Source organism: Clostridium thailandense (assembly GCF_019207025.1).
Taxonomy (GTDB): domain Bacteria; phylum Bacillota; class Clostridia; order Clostridiales; family Clostridiaceae; genus Clostridium_AM; species Clostridium_AM thailandense.
This window is the reverse complement of the sequence record NZ_JAEEGC010000052.1, coordinates 1-16,772: the sequence shown is the minus strand read 5'-3', so window position 1 is coordinate 16,772 and position 16,772 is coordinate 1. Positions and strand designations below refer to the sequence as shown.

Below are 16,772 nucleotides of genomic sequence, written 5' to 3'. Positions count from 1 at the left end.
GGAGGTATATTTATGGAAAAAGTTATAGGATTTATAGGTTGTGGTAATATGGCACAGGCTATGATAGGAGGAATAACCAAAGCAGAGCTTGTTCCAGAAAGCAATATAATGGCATCAGATTTAAATGAAACAGGTTTAAAGCATGTTGCTGAAGATTACGGAATAAAGGTGACTACTGACAATAATGAGGTTGCTAAAAATGCGGATATATTGATTTTATCAGTAAAACCTAATTTATATGAGGCTGTTATTGACGGTATAAAAAATTCTATAAAAGAAAATGTGGTAGTTGTAACGATTGCTGCAGGAAAATCAATTGCAAGTACTGAAACATCCTTTGGAAAAAAACTTAAAGTAGTAAGAGTAATGCCTAATACACCAGCGCTTGTTGGAGAAGGAATGTCTGCAGTATGTCCAAATGAGATGGTAGCAGAAGAAGAAAAAGAAGAGATTATGGAGATATTTGAAAGCTTTGGAAAGGCTGAAATAGTAAATGAAAAACTAATGGATGCTGTGACCTCTGTTAGTGGTTCATCACCAGCTTATGTATACATGTTTATTGAGGCTATGGCAGATGCTGCGGTATTAGATGGCATGCCAAGGAGTCAGGCTTATAAATTTGCAGCACAGGCAGTACTTGGTGCTGCAAAGATGGTATTAGCAACAGGAATGCACCCAGGAGAACTTAAGGATATGGTGTGTTCTCCAGGAGGAACGACTATAGAAGCAGTGGCAACTCTTGAAGAAAAGGGTCTAAGAAGTACAGTTATTTCGGCTATGAGAAGTTGTACTAGAAAATCTATTGAAATGTCTAAATAAAATTTTATTTGTTAGCAGAAGAATTCTGAGTGATGAGTTCTTCTGCTTATTTTTTTGCATAAATTCTAGAATTCAATAAGAGAAAGTCTATGGAAATTCAAATCATATTATATGTCACAGTAAGGATAACAACGAAGTTTTTAATGACATACTTGTATTTGTGAAAAAATTATAATATAGAAAGTATTTTTATGAAAAGTCAAATATAGAGCTAAAGGATTCAAAAGAGAAGAATAAGTTTTTTTCAGTATTTTTTATAGATTTAAATGAATTTAAAAAGGTTAATGATAATTTTGGTCATGACTTTGGTGATTTTTTGCTTTGTGAAGTGGGTAAAAGAATTAAAGAGTGTGTGAGAGAATGTGATGTAGTTGCAAGGATAGGAGGAGACGAATTTACCTTAATTATTAGCGATATTAGTAGTTATGAAAATGCACTTGAGTTAGAAAAAAATATTCATAAAGCTTTGGGTAGGCCGATAATGAGAGAGGATACATGTGTTTCTTTGTATGCAAGTATTGGCATAAGTATGTTTCCAGAAGATGGTGATAACGAGGATAGTCTCATTAATAAAGCAGATAGTAGAATGTACATGATAAAAAATAAAGTAAATATAAGGATTAATTGATTATGCAAATCATTAAGATAATAATGAACTGCATAAAATGAATATAGATAGTTCTAATATAACTAAAATAAGGGATGAAGCAGTCAATGAAATTGTTGCATATGATGATTGAATTTATTTTTCAAACATGAGAAAGCAAAAATTAAGCTAATAAAAAATGGGGATATCACACTATGAAAATGTTACAGAAAGTTGACTTACAAAGGTAGATGTTTATTAGTTTCGAAGCCTAGAAACATCTACCTTTGTATAAGTTAACTTTAAGTCGTGCTTTTCTAATAGTGAGATAGCCCCCATTTATCTTACATAACTCTTCTTGCGGTTAAATAATCACTTCTATTCAATGGGGAAATTTTAATAAAATCTCCCGTATGTGGAGCATGCATATAAGCACCAAAGCCTATATAGATACCTACATGATGAGGATCTATTTTTGTACCGAAGAAAATTAAATCACCAGGTTTTAAATTGCCTATTGGAACTTCAGTGCCATCAGTTATCTGATCATATGTAGTTCGTCCAATATGTACACCAAAGTGATTATATACATATTGAGTGAAACCAGAACAATCAAAACCAGGTGCTGGAGAGGTACCTCCCCATACGTAAGGAGTTCCTAAAAAAGTAGAGGCATAAGCTATAAGATTATCAGCAGTTAAAGAAGTATTTCCAGTAGAATAATTTGTTTTGATGTTTGCTATATATTTAAGTGCATCAGCTATTGCGGCTGGATCATCAGATGATCCGTAGCCTGCTGCCTGAAGTAAGAGTAGCTTTTGATCCTCTTTATTTTTATTTAGCAAAGCCAATTCTTTTTCATTATCTTCTCTTAATGAAGCTAGAGTTTTGCTTTTATTAACTAAATAATCTTTTTTATCACTTATCTCATCTTTTTTGGATTTGTATTTGTCAATAATATTATTATCTAAGGTTATTACTCTTCTAACCTTATCTGAGTTTGAAAGCAATTCATCCATATTTTTAGATTCAAATAGTACATTTAAATAGCCCTCAAGGCCATTTATGTACATGGATCGGACTCTATTACCAAATAAACCTTTCTCTTTATCAAGGTTATTTTCAACGTTCTTTAACTCTTTCTCTGTATCATTGATACCATTTTCTGTATCCAATATTTGCTTATTATTATCATCAATTTTTTTCATAACAGTTTCAATACTACTATCTAATTTTTCAATGTTTATCTGTATGCTCTCAATATTACTTTGGTTTACATTACTGGGATTGTCCAGTGATGGTTCAGCATAAACGGTATTGGTAATCAGAGCTGATGTAATTAAAGCAAAAGAAAGCTTTTTAAATAATGTATTCAATTATATCACTCCTAAAACACATACATTAGTTTAAACATTGTATATTATATCACTAAGATTAAAGAAGATGATGAACAAGTTGTGAATAAAGGGTTAATAAGCTAAAAAAGTGACTTATACAGTATATGGACATCCACGACCGGCACTTAACTTATACAACAGTGTATAATAAAAGTTTATAAATACAATTGTAAAATTATTACATAAGTTTATGAATTATAGGGCTGAAATCTCTGATATGGAACTTAATTCGTTGACAACATAAGGGAAAATATAATATTATAAACGGTGGATAAGAAAAACTTATTATAAAGTTAGGCTTTTTCTAAATTGGAGCATAAAAAAATACTTTGTTATATTTAAGGAGGATTTTATGCAATTTAATTTAATAAAAGAAATTTTAACTGGTTCAATAACCGGGTATATAACAAATGCCATAGCGATTAAAATGATATTTAGAGAGTATGGAATAGGAAAGTTAAAGCTTGGGGGAGTAATAGTAAAAACTAGGGAGGAATTTATTAATAACATAAGTTCTTTGATAGAAAGAGAGATAATAAATCCCCAAACTTTAAGTGACGAGTTGTCAAAGGAATCCTTTAAGAATAGTATCGGAAATTTAACTTATGATTTACTGAATACGGTTATTTATAAAAATGCTTCTGATTTGAAACTGGGAAATTTTGACGGATTTGATTCTACAATAGATAAAACAGAAGTTTATATGAAGCAGTGTGTGGAAGAACAGTTTCCAATAGTTTTCGATAATATTTGTAAAGGTATTTATTTGAAGGACATATTTAATGAGAAACAAGTACAGAGTATAAGTGAGCAAATATTTGACAGTGTTTTGTATTTATTTAATAGTAGTGATTTTGTAGAAAAGACTATAAAAGATTTTTACGAAGAAAACGGAAAAATAAATTTTGGAGAGTTTTTTGAAAATAAGCTTTTAGATGTTATATGTGATAATGTTAAAGCTAGCATGAAAGATTTTCACGTGAAACTAAAAAATAATTATGATGAGGATATAAATAGTGTTTTTGAAAATACTATTGAAGCCTTGGAAATAAACAAAATTTTAACTCTATTGGAAGAAAGAATTTCACAGAAGAAAATTGTAGATTTTATAGGTGATAATGCTAGCCTAAGATTATCAAGTAATTTGATATTGAAAATTAAGGAATTTACTGAAACTGATGATGGAAAGAAGTTAATAGATGACTTTAGCGGAGAACTATATAATTTGTTAAAAAATATTGATAAGCCTATCTTTGAGATTTTTTCTGATAATTTAAAAAGTAATGCTGAGAGCTTTTTAAAGGACAAATTACAATATGCAGTAAAAGAAATGATACTATGGATAGAAAAGAATAAGGAAGATATAGATCTGCTAATAGAAGGAGCGATAGACGATACTATAAGTTCTATAGACGATGGAATGAAAAAAAACATCTTAGATTTGGTCAAAGATAAATTTTTAAATGATGTATCTAAAAAATTTGATATAGTAGCTAAGATTACTGAATATTTGGAACAAAATACTGATATAGATTACATTAGTAAAGATATAACACTCTCAATAGTTAACTATTTAAAAGAAGAAAAAATATCTGATATAATTTATAAATTAGAAAAAAACGAAATATTTACAGTGGAGAGTCTTAAAAGTGCTATAAATTATAGTATTTCTAGTTATATAAGCTATATACCAGAGGATTATTTTTGTAGTTTTTTGGATAGAAAGATTGAAGATATTTTTAATATAGACTTAGTGAGTGTATTTAAAAATTATATTAAAGAACCAATAATATATTCATTAAAACATAGCTATATATACACGGAAAAAGTCACAGAAATATTTATAGAAATAGTCACAAGAAACATAAAAAATATTAGTAATTTAGATTTAAATGATATTATAAGTGAAAAAGATTTGTCTTCAAATTGTGATACAATAAAAAAATTTATAGTAGAAAAACTACAAGATAATAAAATCAATTTTAAGGATGTAGTTTCTGCTGAGATAAAAAAATCATTAGATTCATTTAATTTATATAATGGTTTAAATAGTGAAATAAGAGATGTTTTGTTAGACAAATACATAGAACAAATATCAAATAAAGCATCAAGCCTTTTGAAAAGTAGTGAAGAGTTAGAGGTAAAGAAACTTTGTGATATAATAAATGGAGTGGACAAGGTTGGAGATGGGATAACAAATTTCATACTTTCAACGATAAAGAAAAATTTACATGGCATATTGCAGGGAAATATAAAAAAAGCTGTTTCAAGTAACTTACGAACTTTAAAGGATGAAGAACTCCAGACTATGGTCGAAGGTTTTATGGGCAAAGAAATGAAACCAATTACCGTATTAGGGGCATTTCTTGGTGCTATAGCTGGAATAGGTATGTATTTCTTTGATAACTCTGTTACACAATACAATTATTTAACAGCTGCATTTATAAGTGTATTAGTATACGCCTTTGTTGGTTGGCTTACAAACGTTCAAGCCTTAGAGATGCTTTTTAAACCTTATTATGAGAAGAGGGTGTTTGGAATTAAAATTCCATTTACTCCAGGGGTCATAGTAAGTAGAAAGCCTAAGTTCGCAAAATCTATGAGTGCTTTTGTAGATGAGGAGCTTTTAAAGAAAAATAGTTTGGAAGCATTGTTCAGCAAGAGCGTAGATAGTATTTGCAATTCAATGAAAAACACAATTGCAAAAGATGATTATAAAATAATATCAGATTTTCTAAAGAAGCACTTAGGAATGATTGAGAATAAAAGCTTTAGTTATCTTGAAAAATTAGCATATAGGAATAAAGATATTATGTCTAAATCTTTGTATGAGAAAGCAGAACATCTTAATCTTAAGGATATTAATTTTTCAAAAATTAAGAAGAGAAGTGAAGAAGAGATATTATTAAAAATTAAAAGCTCAAATAGGTCAATATATGATGTATTGAATAGTGGTTTAAAATGTAATAATGAATTTTCTAGAGTAATGCCAGATAACTTTAAGATATTATTAAAAGATAGCATGAATGATAGAGTTCAAAAAGAAATAAGAAATGTAATAACATTTATTGGAGAAAAAGATAGAAGGACTGAATTCTTATTGAGGTTTTCCAACAAGTACGAAGCTGTGATGGATAATTCAGTTAGAGAAATAGTTAATTATGAAGACGCTTTAAAATGGCAAAAAGTTATGAGTAATATTATGGAAGGTAAAATTACTTCCGAGAAAACTAGATCTAATATCTTGAAATTCATAGAAAATAAAATTGTTAAAGAAACTTCTGATAATAAAAAATTAGGAGAAGTGTTTGGTGGATTTTTTACAAAAATAATAGAAAACAATTTTGACAATATATTAAACAGAGTAGTTAAAGCAATTTTAAGAGAGATGACAAATAATCAACAAGCCATTTCGGAAGTTGCTATTAGTACTACGAAGGAAAGTTTGAATTTCTTTGAATTAATGGGATATAATATGCTTGGTGGAGATGATGTAGTAGCATCTATTGTTGATAAACTAATAAATGATAAATTTCCTGCTTTTATTGAGAAGAAAAGAGGGGAATTTAAACAGGTAGTAGAAGAATTTATAAATAATAAGATTTTTGATAGTACTGTTGAAAATTTAAATCTAACTTTTCAATATGAAGAAATTTGGAATATTATTGATCAATTTATTAATGATAAGGAAAATTTAGAAAAGTTAAATAGCAGAGTAACAAAAGTAAGTAATAGTTTATTTGATTGGTTAACAGATATTAAATTAAGAGAATATCTTAGCATTTTATCCATAGATCAATTTGAAGGTTTATTATCTATATTAGAAGATGAGATGAATTTTACATTAGAAAAACTTAAGATAAGTACTGTTAAAAATGAAGAAGTTCTAGTAAAAGATTATACAAAGTTTATTTTTAAAGTTTTTGAAGAGAAAATTTTATCTAATAAAATTAGTATGTTTACAGAAGGAATAAATGAAGAAGATATTAATGGTTTATCAGATAAATTAAACAAACTAATTTATAATAGTAAATCTATTAAGAATGGTACCACTAGATTAGTACAGTGTTTAGAAGATGAGTTGAAACAAAAAGAATTAAGAGATTTGCTAGATTTATATGAGTTTGAGGAAGCTATAAAATCTATATTAGGAAAAGTATTGGAAGACGAAGAGATAAATGAAAATTTTAGAAATATAATATGTGGTATGATAAATGACATAGCAGATAGTAACTTAAGTTTTATAGATAGTTCTACCAAAGAAGCTGTTTCGAATTTAGTTATTACCTCAATTTTAGATTCAGCATCAAGAAATTTTTCAAACGTAATTAGTATTATTGATTTTAGAAAAATTACAGAAGCTCAAATTAATTCTATGGATCCAAAAGAAATTGAAGAATTGTTTAATTCCTTTGCTAAAAAATACTTTAGTAAGTTAAAACTGTATGGATTAGGTGGAGCTGTATTTGGAATTCACTGGATTATTGGTGTTATTACTGTTATATTATATGTTGGCCATGAAATAAGAGATAATATAGATAAATAGAAAGATGATGAACTGCTGCAAAGATTTATTATAATTAAGTTGTTAAAAAAATGATTTACTTTGTAAGAAAATTTTTAAAGTGTAATAGCATTTATATAAGAATGAACGACTGAAACTTAATTTACATGTCTGAGACATGTAAATTAAGTTTCTGTTCTTTACTGCTATATATTTGCTATTGCGCTTTTCAATTTGTAGAAATTTTTATTGTTTTCACAGCAGAATGTAATTACATAGTTTAATATACTGTATTAAATATTAAATTATATTTTTAAATACGATAAAACAAACTTGACAATAGAGTTTATAATGTGATATTATTTTTTTATGGTACTTTATTACTATATTTTAGGAGGTATATTATGATAATAACAACAACACCACAAATAGAAGGAAAGAAGATAGTAGAATATAAAGGAGTAGTATTTGGAGAAGTTATTTCAGGTGTAAACTTTATTAAGGATTTTATGGCTGGAATAAGAGACTTTGTAGGCGGACGATCACAAACATATGAAGAGGAACTTATTAATGCCAGAAATAATGCCATGGAGGAAATGAGAAAAAGAGCCGAGGCAATGGGAGCTGATGCAGTAGTAGGGGTTGATGTGGATTATGAGGTTCTAGGACAAGGCGGAGGAATGCTTATGGTAACAGTATCAGGAACAGCTGTAGTAACTGAATAATAAAAGGTGTTAGAAAGGGCTGGTGTACTATATATAGAAAACCACGGCCGACATTTAACTTATACTCCGGGATATATTGACATTCTTCCGGCACAATAAATACTTTTGATAAGTCTAAAGCTTAGTATTTAAGCAGAGAACCCAAATCTTCGATTTTGTGTGAATCGCTTACTCATCTGACGTAAGGAAGAGGAGTTTCATTAATCTCTAAGAACCATTGATAAACTCGTACCTCAAACATATCAATAGCTCTAAGACTTTCTAAAATATTTCGCTAAGACTTATAACAAAAGTATTTAATGTGCCTTCCAGAATGTCAATATATCCCTGCGTATAAGTTAAGTGTCTGGTATGAATATCTATATAGCGCAGCAGCCCTTTGGATTAATAAGTTTCCTGAATGCAATTTGTAAATATATAGTAAAATATGTTTTTATTAGTTTATTAGTGATATACTATTATATGTGCTATAGGTTTAGTATTGAATAACATACTAAGCCTATTATGATTACATAAAAATACTTAAAGGAGGAATCTTTAAATGAAAGACCCTAGAATAGTAACACTTGCCAAAAACTTAATTAATTACTCTTGTGGTATTAAAAGTGGCGAAAAGGTTCTAATAGAAACAATAGGTACGCCAAATCCTTTAACACTTGAATTAATTAATCAAACCTATTTAGCGGGAGGAATCCCATTTGTAACAAATAAGCTACCAGAGGTTGACAGGACACTATATATGAATTGTACTGAAGAACAATTGGAATTAATGGCTAAATATGAAGCGGCTAGAATGGCAGATATGGATGCTTATATAGGACTAAGAGCTCCTAGCAATTTAACTGAGACTTCAGATGTCCCTGGAGAGAATATGTCTCTTGTAATGAAAAAGTTTTGGCAGCCTGTCCATGGCGAAATAAGAGTTCCTAAGACTAAATGGGTAGTTTTAAGATATCCAACAGCAGCTATGGCTCAATCGGCAGAAAGCAGCACTGAAGCTTTTGAAGATTTTTATTTTAATGTTTGTAACTTAGATTATGAAAAAATGTCGAAGGCTATGGACTCATTAGTAGAACTTATGAATAAAACGGATAGAGTTTATATAAAAGGAGAGGGAACAGATTTAACCTTCTCTATAAAAGGATTGAATGCTATAAAATGTGATGGAAAGTTAAACGTTCCAGATGGAGAAGTTTACTCTGCACCGGTTAAAGATTCAGTAAATGGATATATTACATATAATACACCAGCTGTGTATAATGGATTTACTTATGAAAATATAAGCTTAGAATTTAAAGATGGAAAAATAATAAATGCAACAGCTAATGATACCGAAAGAATAAATAAAGTGTTTGATACTGATGAAGGTTCAAGATATGTAGGGGAATTTGCAATAGGAGTTAATCCATATATATTAAAGCCAATGAAAGAAACTTTATTTGATGAAAAAATAGCAGGTTCAATTCATTTTACACCAGGAGCATCCTATGATGATTGCTTTAATGGAAACAAATCTTCAGTTCATTGGGATTTAGTATACATACAAAGACCTGAATATGGTGGCGGTGAGATTTATTTTGATGATGTATTAATAAGAAAAGACGGTCAGTTTGTAATTGATGAACTAAAAGGATTAAATCCTGAGAATTTAAAGTAAGTTTACTTTCTGGTGTGGTTATCTATAAGCAAGAAACATATTAACTTAAAGAAAATGAAAGAAAAAGTGGCTTATATTAACAGTTTACTCCTAATTAATATATCTAAGAAATATTTTAAGCTAAATGATGCCTTGATTAATAATTGTAATGATGATAAAATATGGTTATTATAAAATTTAAAAGCAATATTAAATACTGCTTTTAAGGGGGCGTTAAAATGGATGACAATATAAAATTTGAACTAAAAGAGCAGGACGGAGTTCAGATAGTAAAGAATGTAGATAAAGAGAAAGCTAAAAAAGGTAAATGGGCGGGTTTAGGTATAGCTGGTGCACTAGTAGCTAAGTTTTTTGTAAAGCTTAAGTTCTTGCTTGTATTTCTTAAATTAGGTAAGTTAGCATCAACTTTTGGATCTATGTTGGTTATGATTTGGATATATGCTAAGCTTCATGGTTGGGTCTTTGGAGTAGGTTTTGTATTGTTATTGTTTATGCATGAAATGGGCCATTATTTTGCAGCAAAAAGAGTTAAACTACCTGTTTCTACACCAATATTTATACCTTTTGTGGGAGCGCTTATTTCAATGAAGGAAGAACCAGCAGATGCATCTATAGAAGCTTTTGTGGCTATAGGAGGGCCTGTCTTAGGAAGTATAAGCGCCTTAATGTGTTTAGTAATTTATTATGTAACAGGTAAAAGTGTATTTATAGCACTAGCATATACTGGCTTTATACTTAATTTGTTTAATCTTATACCTGTGCATCCATTAGATGGTGGACGTGTTGTTACAGCTATATCACCTATGCTTTGGATTATTGGTATACCATTAATGGCCTTTGCAGCATTAATACATTTCAATCCCATAATAATAATGATTTTAGTTTTAAGCGTAATACAATTATATAAATATTATAAGGATTCGAATAAAAAATACTATGAGGTTGAAAGATCCACAAGGATCATATATGCTGTAACTTACTTTGGACTTATAGCTATATTAGGGGCATGCAGCGGATACATTTACCATGTTATTCCTAATGTAGCAAGATAGGTAGAAACACTAAAACCTTAATGTAGATGAATACGGCCGACACTTAACTTATGCGACCGGATATATTGACATTTTTCCAGCACAATAAATACTTTTGATAAGTCTAAAGCTTATATTTAGGAACTAAAGCAATAGACTCATTAATAATAGGTGCTATATGTTTTATAGGATTAATTATATTTAAATCTCCATATGCACTGCTCATATCTATAATAGTGGGAATAACTAATATGATACCTTACTTTGGGTCATTTATAGGTATGATTCCACCTTTTATAATAAACCTTTTTTATGACCCGAAGAGAGCTGTTTGGGTAGTAATATTTCTAGTGTTACTTCAACAATTTGATGCTTGTTTTTTGGAGCCTAAGCTTGTAGGTGATAAAGTTGGATTAAGTCCATTTTTAATCATTTTAGGTATAACTGTAGGAGGAAGTTTATTTGGAGTATGGGGAATGATTTTAGCATCTCCTATCATGGCAGTATAAAAATATATATTGGTTCATGGTTTGAAAGTAAGGCAAGGAATTTGAAAGAAAAAATATTAAATTATAGAGATTTTGTTAGGAAGGAGAAAACTTTTGGAATTACATGTGTTTTTGAAGAATGAAAAAGAACCAGTTGTTTATAAAGGAGATAGAATAGATGTTTTGGATTTTGAAATGACTGGAGTTAAATACAAGCAGATAAGATATTTTAAAAAAGGGTTTAGTAAAAGTGAACTTATAGAAGAAAAAATTATAAATAAAATAGTTGAAAGATAATTGATTATTTTTCAACTATTTTTGTTATGTTGAGTAAAATTGTTTGATTTAAAAGAAAATATATGCTGTAAAAAGTTGAATGTTATAAAAATATATAATATGATTAAAATGCAATAAAAAATGTATTTATGGAGTGTGTTATTTATAATGATTATAGATGCTCATACACATATAGATCAATATAAAGAAAAAGATTTAGAACAAGCTATAGAAGAAATAAATCAAAATAAAATATTAACTATAGCTAATTCTACAGATGTTCAATCATATTTGAAAAATAAAGAAACAGCTTTGAAGAGCCCTTATGTAGTTCCAACCTTTGGAATACATCCATGGAAAGCTAAGGGACGCAATAAGGACTTGGAAAGGCTTATTCCTTACATAGAGGAGACACCAATGATAGGGGAAATAGGACTGGACTTTTTTTGGGTAGAGGACAAGACAAGCTTTGAAGACCAATTGAATGTATTTGAGTTCTTTTTAAGTAAAGCTGCAAAATTAGATAAAGTAGTAAATATCCATACTAAAGGTGCTGAGGATGAAGTTTTAAAACTTCTAGATAAATATTCCTTAAATAGAGTGATAATTCATTGGTATTCAGGGCCTAAAGATACTTTACTCAAGTTGATAAATAAGGGATATTATTTTACAATAAGTACAGAACTCTTTTATTCCAACATAATAAAAGAAATAGCAAATAGTATACCTCGAGATAAAATTCTTGTAGAGACTGACGGACCAGAAGCAGAGGAATGGTTAAGTGGAAATATAGGAATGCCTATATTGATAAAAAAGGTTGTGGAAGAGCTAGCTAAAATTAAAGGAATCAATATTAGCTGCTTTGAAGAACAACTTGAATATAATTTTAAAAACTTAGTCGGAAAAGAACTTTGGGAAATGATATCGACAAAAACAATATGATTTCAACTGAGCTTAAGGACTTAGTTGAAATGCAATTAGGATGTGCAATAAAATGAAGAGTTATAAAAAATCAATTAATAGATTTATATCTATTATTTTTCAGTTTGTATTAATATTTTCATGGCAGTTAGCCGTAGATAAAGGTGGTATACCTAAGTATATACTTCCTTCTCCAAGTGATATAGTTAGCACACTTTTTAGAATTATGCCGGATTTAAAACCTCACATTTATGCGACTCTATATGAAGCAGTTATAGGATTTTTGTTTTCGATAATTTTAGCAATAGTATTAGCAGTACTTATGGACAGCATAAAATTAATAAAAAGCTGTATTTATCCTATACTTGTAATTTCTCAAACTATACCGACTATAGCCTTAGCACCAATCTTTATAATATGGTTTGGTTTTGGGGTGCTTCCTAAAGTTATAGTAGTCATAATGGTATGTTTTTTTCCTATTGTCATAAGTTTAGTTGATGGATTAGAGGAAGCTGATAACGATATGTTGAGTTTGATGGATATAATGGGAGCTTCCAGAATACAAAAATTTATTTTTGTTAAGTTTCCAGGTTGTTTAGGTTCTTTTTTCTCGGGTCTTAGAATAGCAGCAACATATAGTATAATGGGAGCAGTAATTGGCGAGTGGCTTGGAGGAGATAAAGGTCTTGGTATATTTATGGTAAGGGCTAAGAATGCCTATGCTCTTGATAAAATATTTGCTGCCATAATTGTAATAATAATATTAAGCATGGCTTTATTCGTATTTATGTATATGCTCCAATATATATTTATGCCGTGGCAGAGAAAAATAAGAGAAAGATAGCAGATATACCGTTATGATTTGACATAATTATACATAGAATGATATACTTTAGGTGTTAATTATTTTTAAATAATAAATTGGGGGAGGCAATGTTATTGTCTGAGAGGAAGTTAAAGCTTCGACCCTTACAACCTGAATTGGGTAATGCCAACGGAGGGAAAATAGTTTGATTTTATTGTGCTATTTTAACCCTTTTCGAATTTAGAGAAGGGTTTAATTTTATGCTATTTAGATGTTTCAATTAATAATTAGTTAAATAAATCTAAGGAGGTAACATTTTAATATGAAAGGAAAAAGAATTTTTGCAATCTTAGCTTCTTGTATAATAACTGCTTCTGTTTTTGCAGGATGCGGAGCAACAGGTAAGAAGGCAGAAACTAGCACAGCGGATAAGAATGAGTTAACAAAGGTCAAGGTAATACTTGATTGGACCCCAAATACTAATCATACTGGTTTATATGTAGCTAAGGATAAAGGATACTATAAAGAAGAAGGATTAGATGTAGAAATAATCCAGCCTTCTGAAGGAGCGGTAGGAAATTTAATAGCAGCTGGCAAAGGTGACTTTGGTGTAAGCTATCAGGAAGACTTGACTTATGCGAGAACATCAGATAATCCACTGCCTATAAAAGCTATAGCAGCTATAATTCAGCACAATACTTCTGGGTTTGCAGCACCAAAGAGTAAAAATATAAAAACTGTAAAGGATTTTGAAGGAAAGACTTACGGAGGATGGGGATCGCCATCGGAGAAAGCTGTACTTCAAGCAATAATGCAAAAAGAAGGTGCTGATTTCAATAAACTTAAAATAGTTGATATGGGTAGTCAAGACTTTTTTGCAGCAACTAAGAGTAATGTGGATTTTGCTTGGATATATGAAGGATGGACTGGCATAGATGCGAAACTTAAAAACATACCTTTAGATTATATTGAAGTAAGAAAATTAAATCCAGATTTGGATTACTATACTCCTATTTTAATATCAAATGAGAATACTTTGAAGAATAAACCTGAGTTGGTTAAAAAGTTTATGAAAGCTACCACAAAGGGATATGAATATGCTATGAGCAATCCAGAAGATGCAGCAGGTATACTTGTTAAAAATGCACCAGAAATAGATAAAAATCTTGCTGTTGAAAGCCAAAAGTATTTGAAAAACAAATATAAAGAAGATGCTTCAAGATGGGGAGAAATGAAAGCAACAGTTTGGAACAATTATACAAAGTTCCTTTTGGATAAGAAATTGATAAATAAGAATATGAAGGCAGAAGATGCATTCACAAATGAATTCCTTCCAACTAAATAGTTTAAAGGAGATAGGTTATTTTGGATAATAATAGTGACTGTAAAAAAAAGCTTATATTGAAAAATGTGTCAAGATCCTTCGAAAAAGATTACATACTTAAAGATATAAGTTTAGAGGTAAATGAAGGTGAGTTTGTAAGTCTTCTTGGGCCAAGTGGTAGTGGCAAAAGTACTATATTAAATATAATATCAGGAATATTAAAACCAGACAACGGAGAAGTTACAGTTGAAGGAGAAATAAGCTATATGCATCAAAAGGATTTACTCCTACCGTGGAAAAAAATAATAGATAACGTAGCTTTACCACTTTATATTAAAGGTAGAAGCAGAAAAGAAGGAAGAAAGAAAGTTATAGATTATTTTGACGCCTATGGATTAAAGGGGTATGAATATAAATATCCTTTTCAGTTATCAGGTGGAATGAGACAAAGAGCAGCATTTTTAAGAACTTATATGACTTCTAGCAATATAATGCTTTTAGATGAGCCTTTTGGAGCTTTAGACGCCATTACACGAAGCAAGATGCAAACATGGCTTTTGGATGTAATTAAAGACCTAAATAGTACAATATTGCTTATAACTCACGATATAGAAGAAGCGATTTATCTCTCAAATAAAATATATATATTGTCCGATAAACCTGCTTATATAAAGGAAAAAATATGTGTGGATCTACCTCAAAATAGAACAAAGGATTTAATAACTTCAGATAAGTTTATAGATATAAAAAAGCAGATACTAAATTTAATGTAAAAAGTCTTTGGCTCTTATGACAAAAGTGTAAGAGTCAAGGATTTTTTTCTGTATAAAAATATATAGACGTTATGTAGATGTGCAAACCGTATAATAAGATCAAACAAACTGAAGAGAAAAGAGATATGGAAAAATTATGATAATGTGTACCTAATTTTAGTGAAGGTAGAGATAAAGAAAAAATTGCAAGAAATGCTATATATAAATATATTATAAGGAGTGAATGCTGTGAAGCCATTAATATGGATTATAGATGAAGAGTGGTCAGACTATGTAATTGAAGAAGAAATATTAAAGAATAGCTTTCCAAATTGCATAATAAAACATTCTGGAGATGATTATGAAAAAGACCTTGAGGATTTTGGTAAGGATGCAGATGCTATATTATGTCAGGTATATATTGACATGTCAAAAAAAACTATAGAAAAACTTAATAAATGTAAGATCATTGCAATCTATGGTGGAGGATATGATAGGGTAGATGTGGAAGCTGCTAAAGAAAAGGGTATTAAGGTTACATCTGTTCCAGGATATTGTGTAGAAGATATTTCGGACTATGTAATTGCTGCAATATTTTTCCTAAATAAGAATTTGTACTTTTATATTGAAAATTCAAATAAAGGACTGTGGGGATATCAAGCTTCTAAAAAAATAGGTAAAAGAATTAACTCCTCTACACTTTTTATTATTGGATTTGGAAGAATTGGCAGAAGTATAGCTGAAAAAGCAAAGGCTATAAAAATGAATGTTATGGTATATGATCCTTATGTTAAGGAGGAGGTGCTTAAGGAATATGATGTGAAACAGGTAGACTTGGAAACAGGATTAGGAAATGCTGATTATATAAGCATTAATACAATATATTGTGATGAAACAAAAGCATTAATCTCGAAAAAAGAGTTTAAAATTATGAAAAATACGGCATACATAATAAATGCTTCAAGAGGAAAAGTTATCAATGAAAGAGATATGGTAGAAGCAGTGAAAAATAGAACCATAGCAGGGGCAGTACTTGATGTTATAGAAAATGAGCCTCCTTGCGGAAATGAAGAGATTTTTAACTGTGAGAATATTTTTGTAACACCCCATGTATCATATCTATCTATAGAATCGCTTGAAGAATTAAAAAAGAGAGCCTCAGGTAATGTAGTAAAAATATTAAATGGAGAGGAAACTAGTGACATAGTTCAAATTTAAAGTTATATGAGAAAACTAGATGATAAGGCTTAAAGCATAAAAGTATAAACAGGGCAGTTGCACTATATAAATACCTATACCAGAAAGTAGACTTATACGCAGGAGTGTAAGTCTACTTTCGGCCGTGGAGGGAACATCCATAGATTTGTGTAAATCAAATCTATGGATGTTCTTTTTATGTATGTATAGCTGGTAATTATGGGAACAATAACTATAAAATATTTTTATGAGGAGAGATATTTATGAATTCATTAGAAATACCTCATATT

The 16,772-nt window shown here is 29.7% G+C and carries 12 protein-coding genes, 2 pseudogenes and 1 riboswitch; of the genes and pseudogenes, 13 read left to right on the top strand and 1 reads right to left on the bottom strand.

What is annotated here, in order from left to right; translation table 11 throughout:
- Positions 1–12: 12 nt before the first annotated feature.
- Together proC and I6U48_RS12025 are read left to right on the top strand one after the other, a co-directional pair.
- Positions 13–819, top strand: a complete 807-nt coding sequence (gene proC / locus I6U48_RS12030; RefSeq protein WP_218320710.1) for a pyrroline-5-carboxylate reductase — start codon at positions 13–15, stop codon at positions 817–819.
- Between the two features lie 190 nt (positions 820–1,009).
- A pseudogene (locus I6U48_RS12025) lies at positions 1,010–1,447 on the top strand (diguanylate cyclase domain-containing protein); the annotation flags it as partial.
- Positions 1,448–1,749: 302 nt separating this feature from the next.
- Here the strand turns inward: I6U48_RS12025 and I6U48_RS12020 are convergent.
- The gene (locus I6U48_RS12020; protein ID WP_218320709.1) at positions 1,750–2,781 is read right to left on the bottom strand and encodes a C40 family peptidase; all 1,032 of its coding nucleotides are present in this window, start codon (positions 2,779–2,781) and stop codon (positions 1,750–1,752) included.
- Between the two features lie 373 nt (positions 2,782–3,154).
- Here I6U48_RS12020 and I6U48_RS12015 point away from each other — a divergent pair, with 373 nt between their 5' ends.
- The 11 genes and pseudogenes from I6U48_RS12015 (at position 3,155) to I6U48_RS11965 (ending at position 16,503) form a co-directional block, all read left to right on the top strand.
- Positions 3,155–7,348: a DUF445 family protein gene (locus I6U48_RS12015; RefSeq protein WP_218320708.1), complete on the top strand. Its 4,194-nt coding sequence runs from the start codon at positions 3,155–3,157 to the stop codon at positions 7,346–7,348.
- A gap of 362 nt (positions 7,349–7,710) precedes the next feature.
- Positions 7,711–8,031 carry a putative heavy metal-binding protein gene (locus tag I6U48_RS12010; RefSeq protein WP_218320707.1) on the top strand — a complete coding sequence of 107 codons (321 nt, stop codon included), beginning with the start codon at positions 7,711–7,713 and terminating at the stop codon, positions 8,029–8,031.
- A 541-nt stretch (positions 8,032–8,572) separates the two neighbouring features.
- Positions 8,573–9,688, top strand: a complete 1,116-nt coding sequence (locus tag I6U48_RS12005) for an aminopeptidase (protein ID WP_218320706.1) — start codon at positions 8,573–8,575, stop codon at positions 9,686–9,688.
- A 218-nt stretch (positions 9,689–9,906) separates the two neighbouring features.
- A complete protein-coding gene (locus I6U48_RS12000) occupies positions 9,907–10,740 on the top strand; it encodes a site-2 protease family protein (RefSeq protein ID WP_218320705.1) in 834 nt (277 codons plus the stop codon).
- A 110-nt stretch (positions 10,741–10,850) separates the two neighbouring features.
- Positions 10,851–11,350, top strand: a pseudogene (locus I6U48_RS11995) (AI-2E family transporter); the annotation flags it as partial.
- Positions 11,322–11,504, top strand: coding sequence for a hypothetical protein (locus tag I6U48_RS11990; RefSeq protein WP_218320704.1), 183 nt, complete (start codon positions 11,322–11,324; stop codon positions 11,502–11,504). The pseudogene I6U48_RS11995 and the gene I6U48_RS11990, both read left to right, overlap by 29 nt.
- A gap of 147 nt (positions 11,505–11,651) precedes the next feature.
- Complete coding sequence (locus I6U48_RS11985; RefSeq protein WP_218320703.1) at positions 11,652–12,425, top strand: TatD family hydrolase; 774 nt, start codon at positions 11,652–11,654, stop codon at positions 12,423–12,425.
- 52 nt (positions 12,426–12,477) lie between these two features.
- Positions 12,478–13,248 carry an ABC transporter permease gene (locus I6U48_RS11980; RefSeq protein WP_218320702.1) on the top strand — a complete coding sequence of 257 codons (771 nt, stop codon included), beginning with the start codon at positions 12,478–12,480 and terminating at the stop codon, positions 13,246–13,248.
- A 69-nt stretch (positions 13,249–13,317) separates the two neighbouring features.
- Positions 13,318–13,424: riboswitch (TPP riboswitch) on the top strand.
- Positions 13,425–13,531: 107 nt separating this feature from the next.
- Positions 13,532–14,554: an ABC transporter substrate-binding protein gene (locus tag I6U48_RS11975; protein WP_218320701.1), complete on the top strand. Its 1,023-nt coding sequence runs from the start codon at positions 13,532–13,534 to the stop codon at positions 14,552–14,554.
- 20 nt (positions 14,555–14,574) lie between these two features.
- Positions 14,575–15,306, top strand: a complete 732-nt coding sequence (locus I6U48_RS11970; RefSeq protein ID WP_218320700.1) for an ABC transporter ATP-binding protein — start codon at positions 14,575–14,577, stop codon at positions 15,304–15,306.
- A gap of 228 nt (positions 15,307–15,534) precedes the next feature.
- Positions 15,535–16,503, top strand: a complete 969-nt coding sequence (locus I6U48_RS11965) for a C-terminal binding protein (protein WP_218320699.1) — start codon at positions 15,535–15,537, stop codon at positions 16,501–16,503.
- Positions 16,504–16,772: the final 269 nt, after the last annotated feature.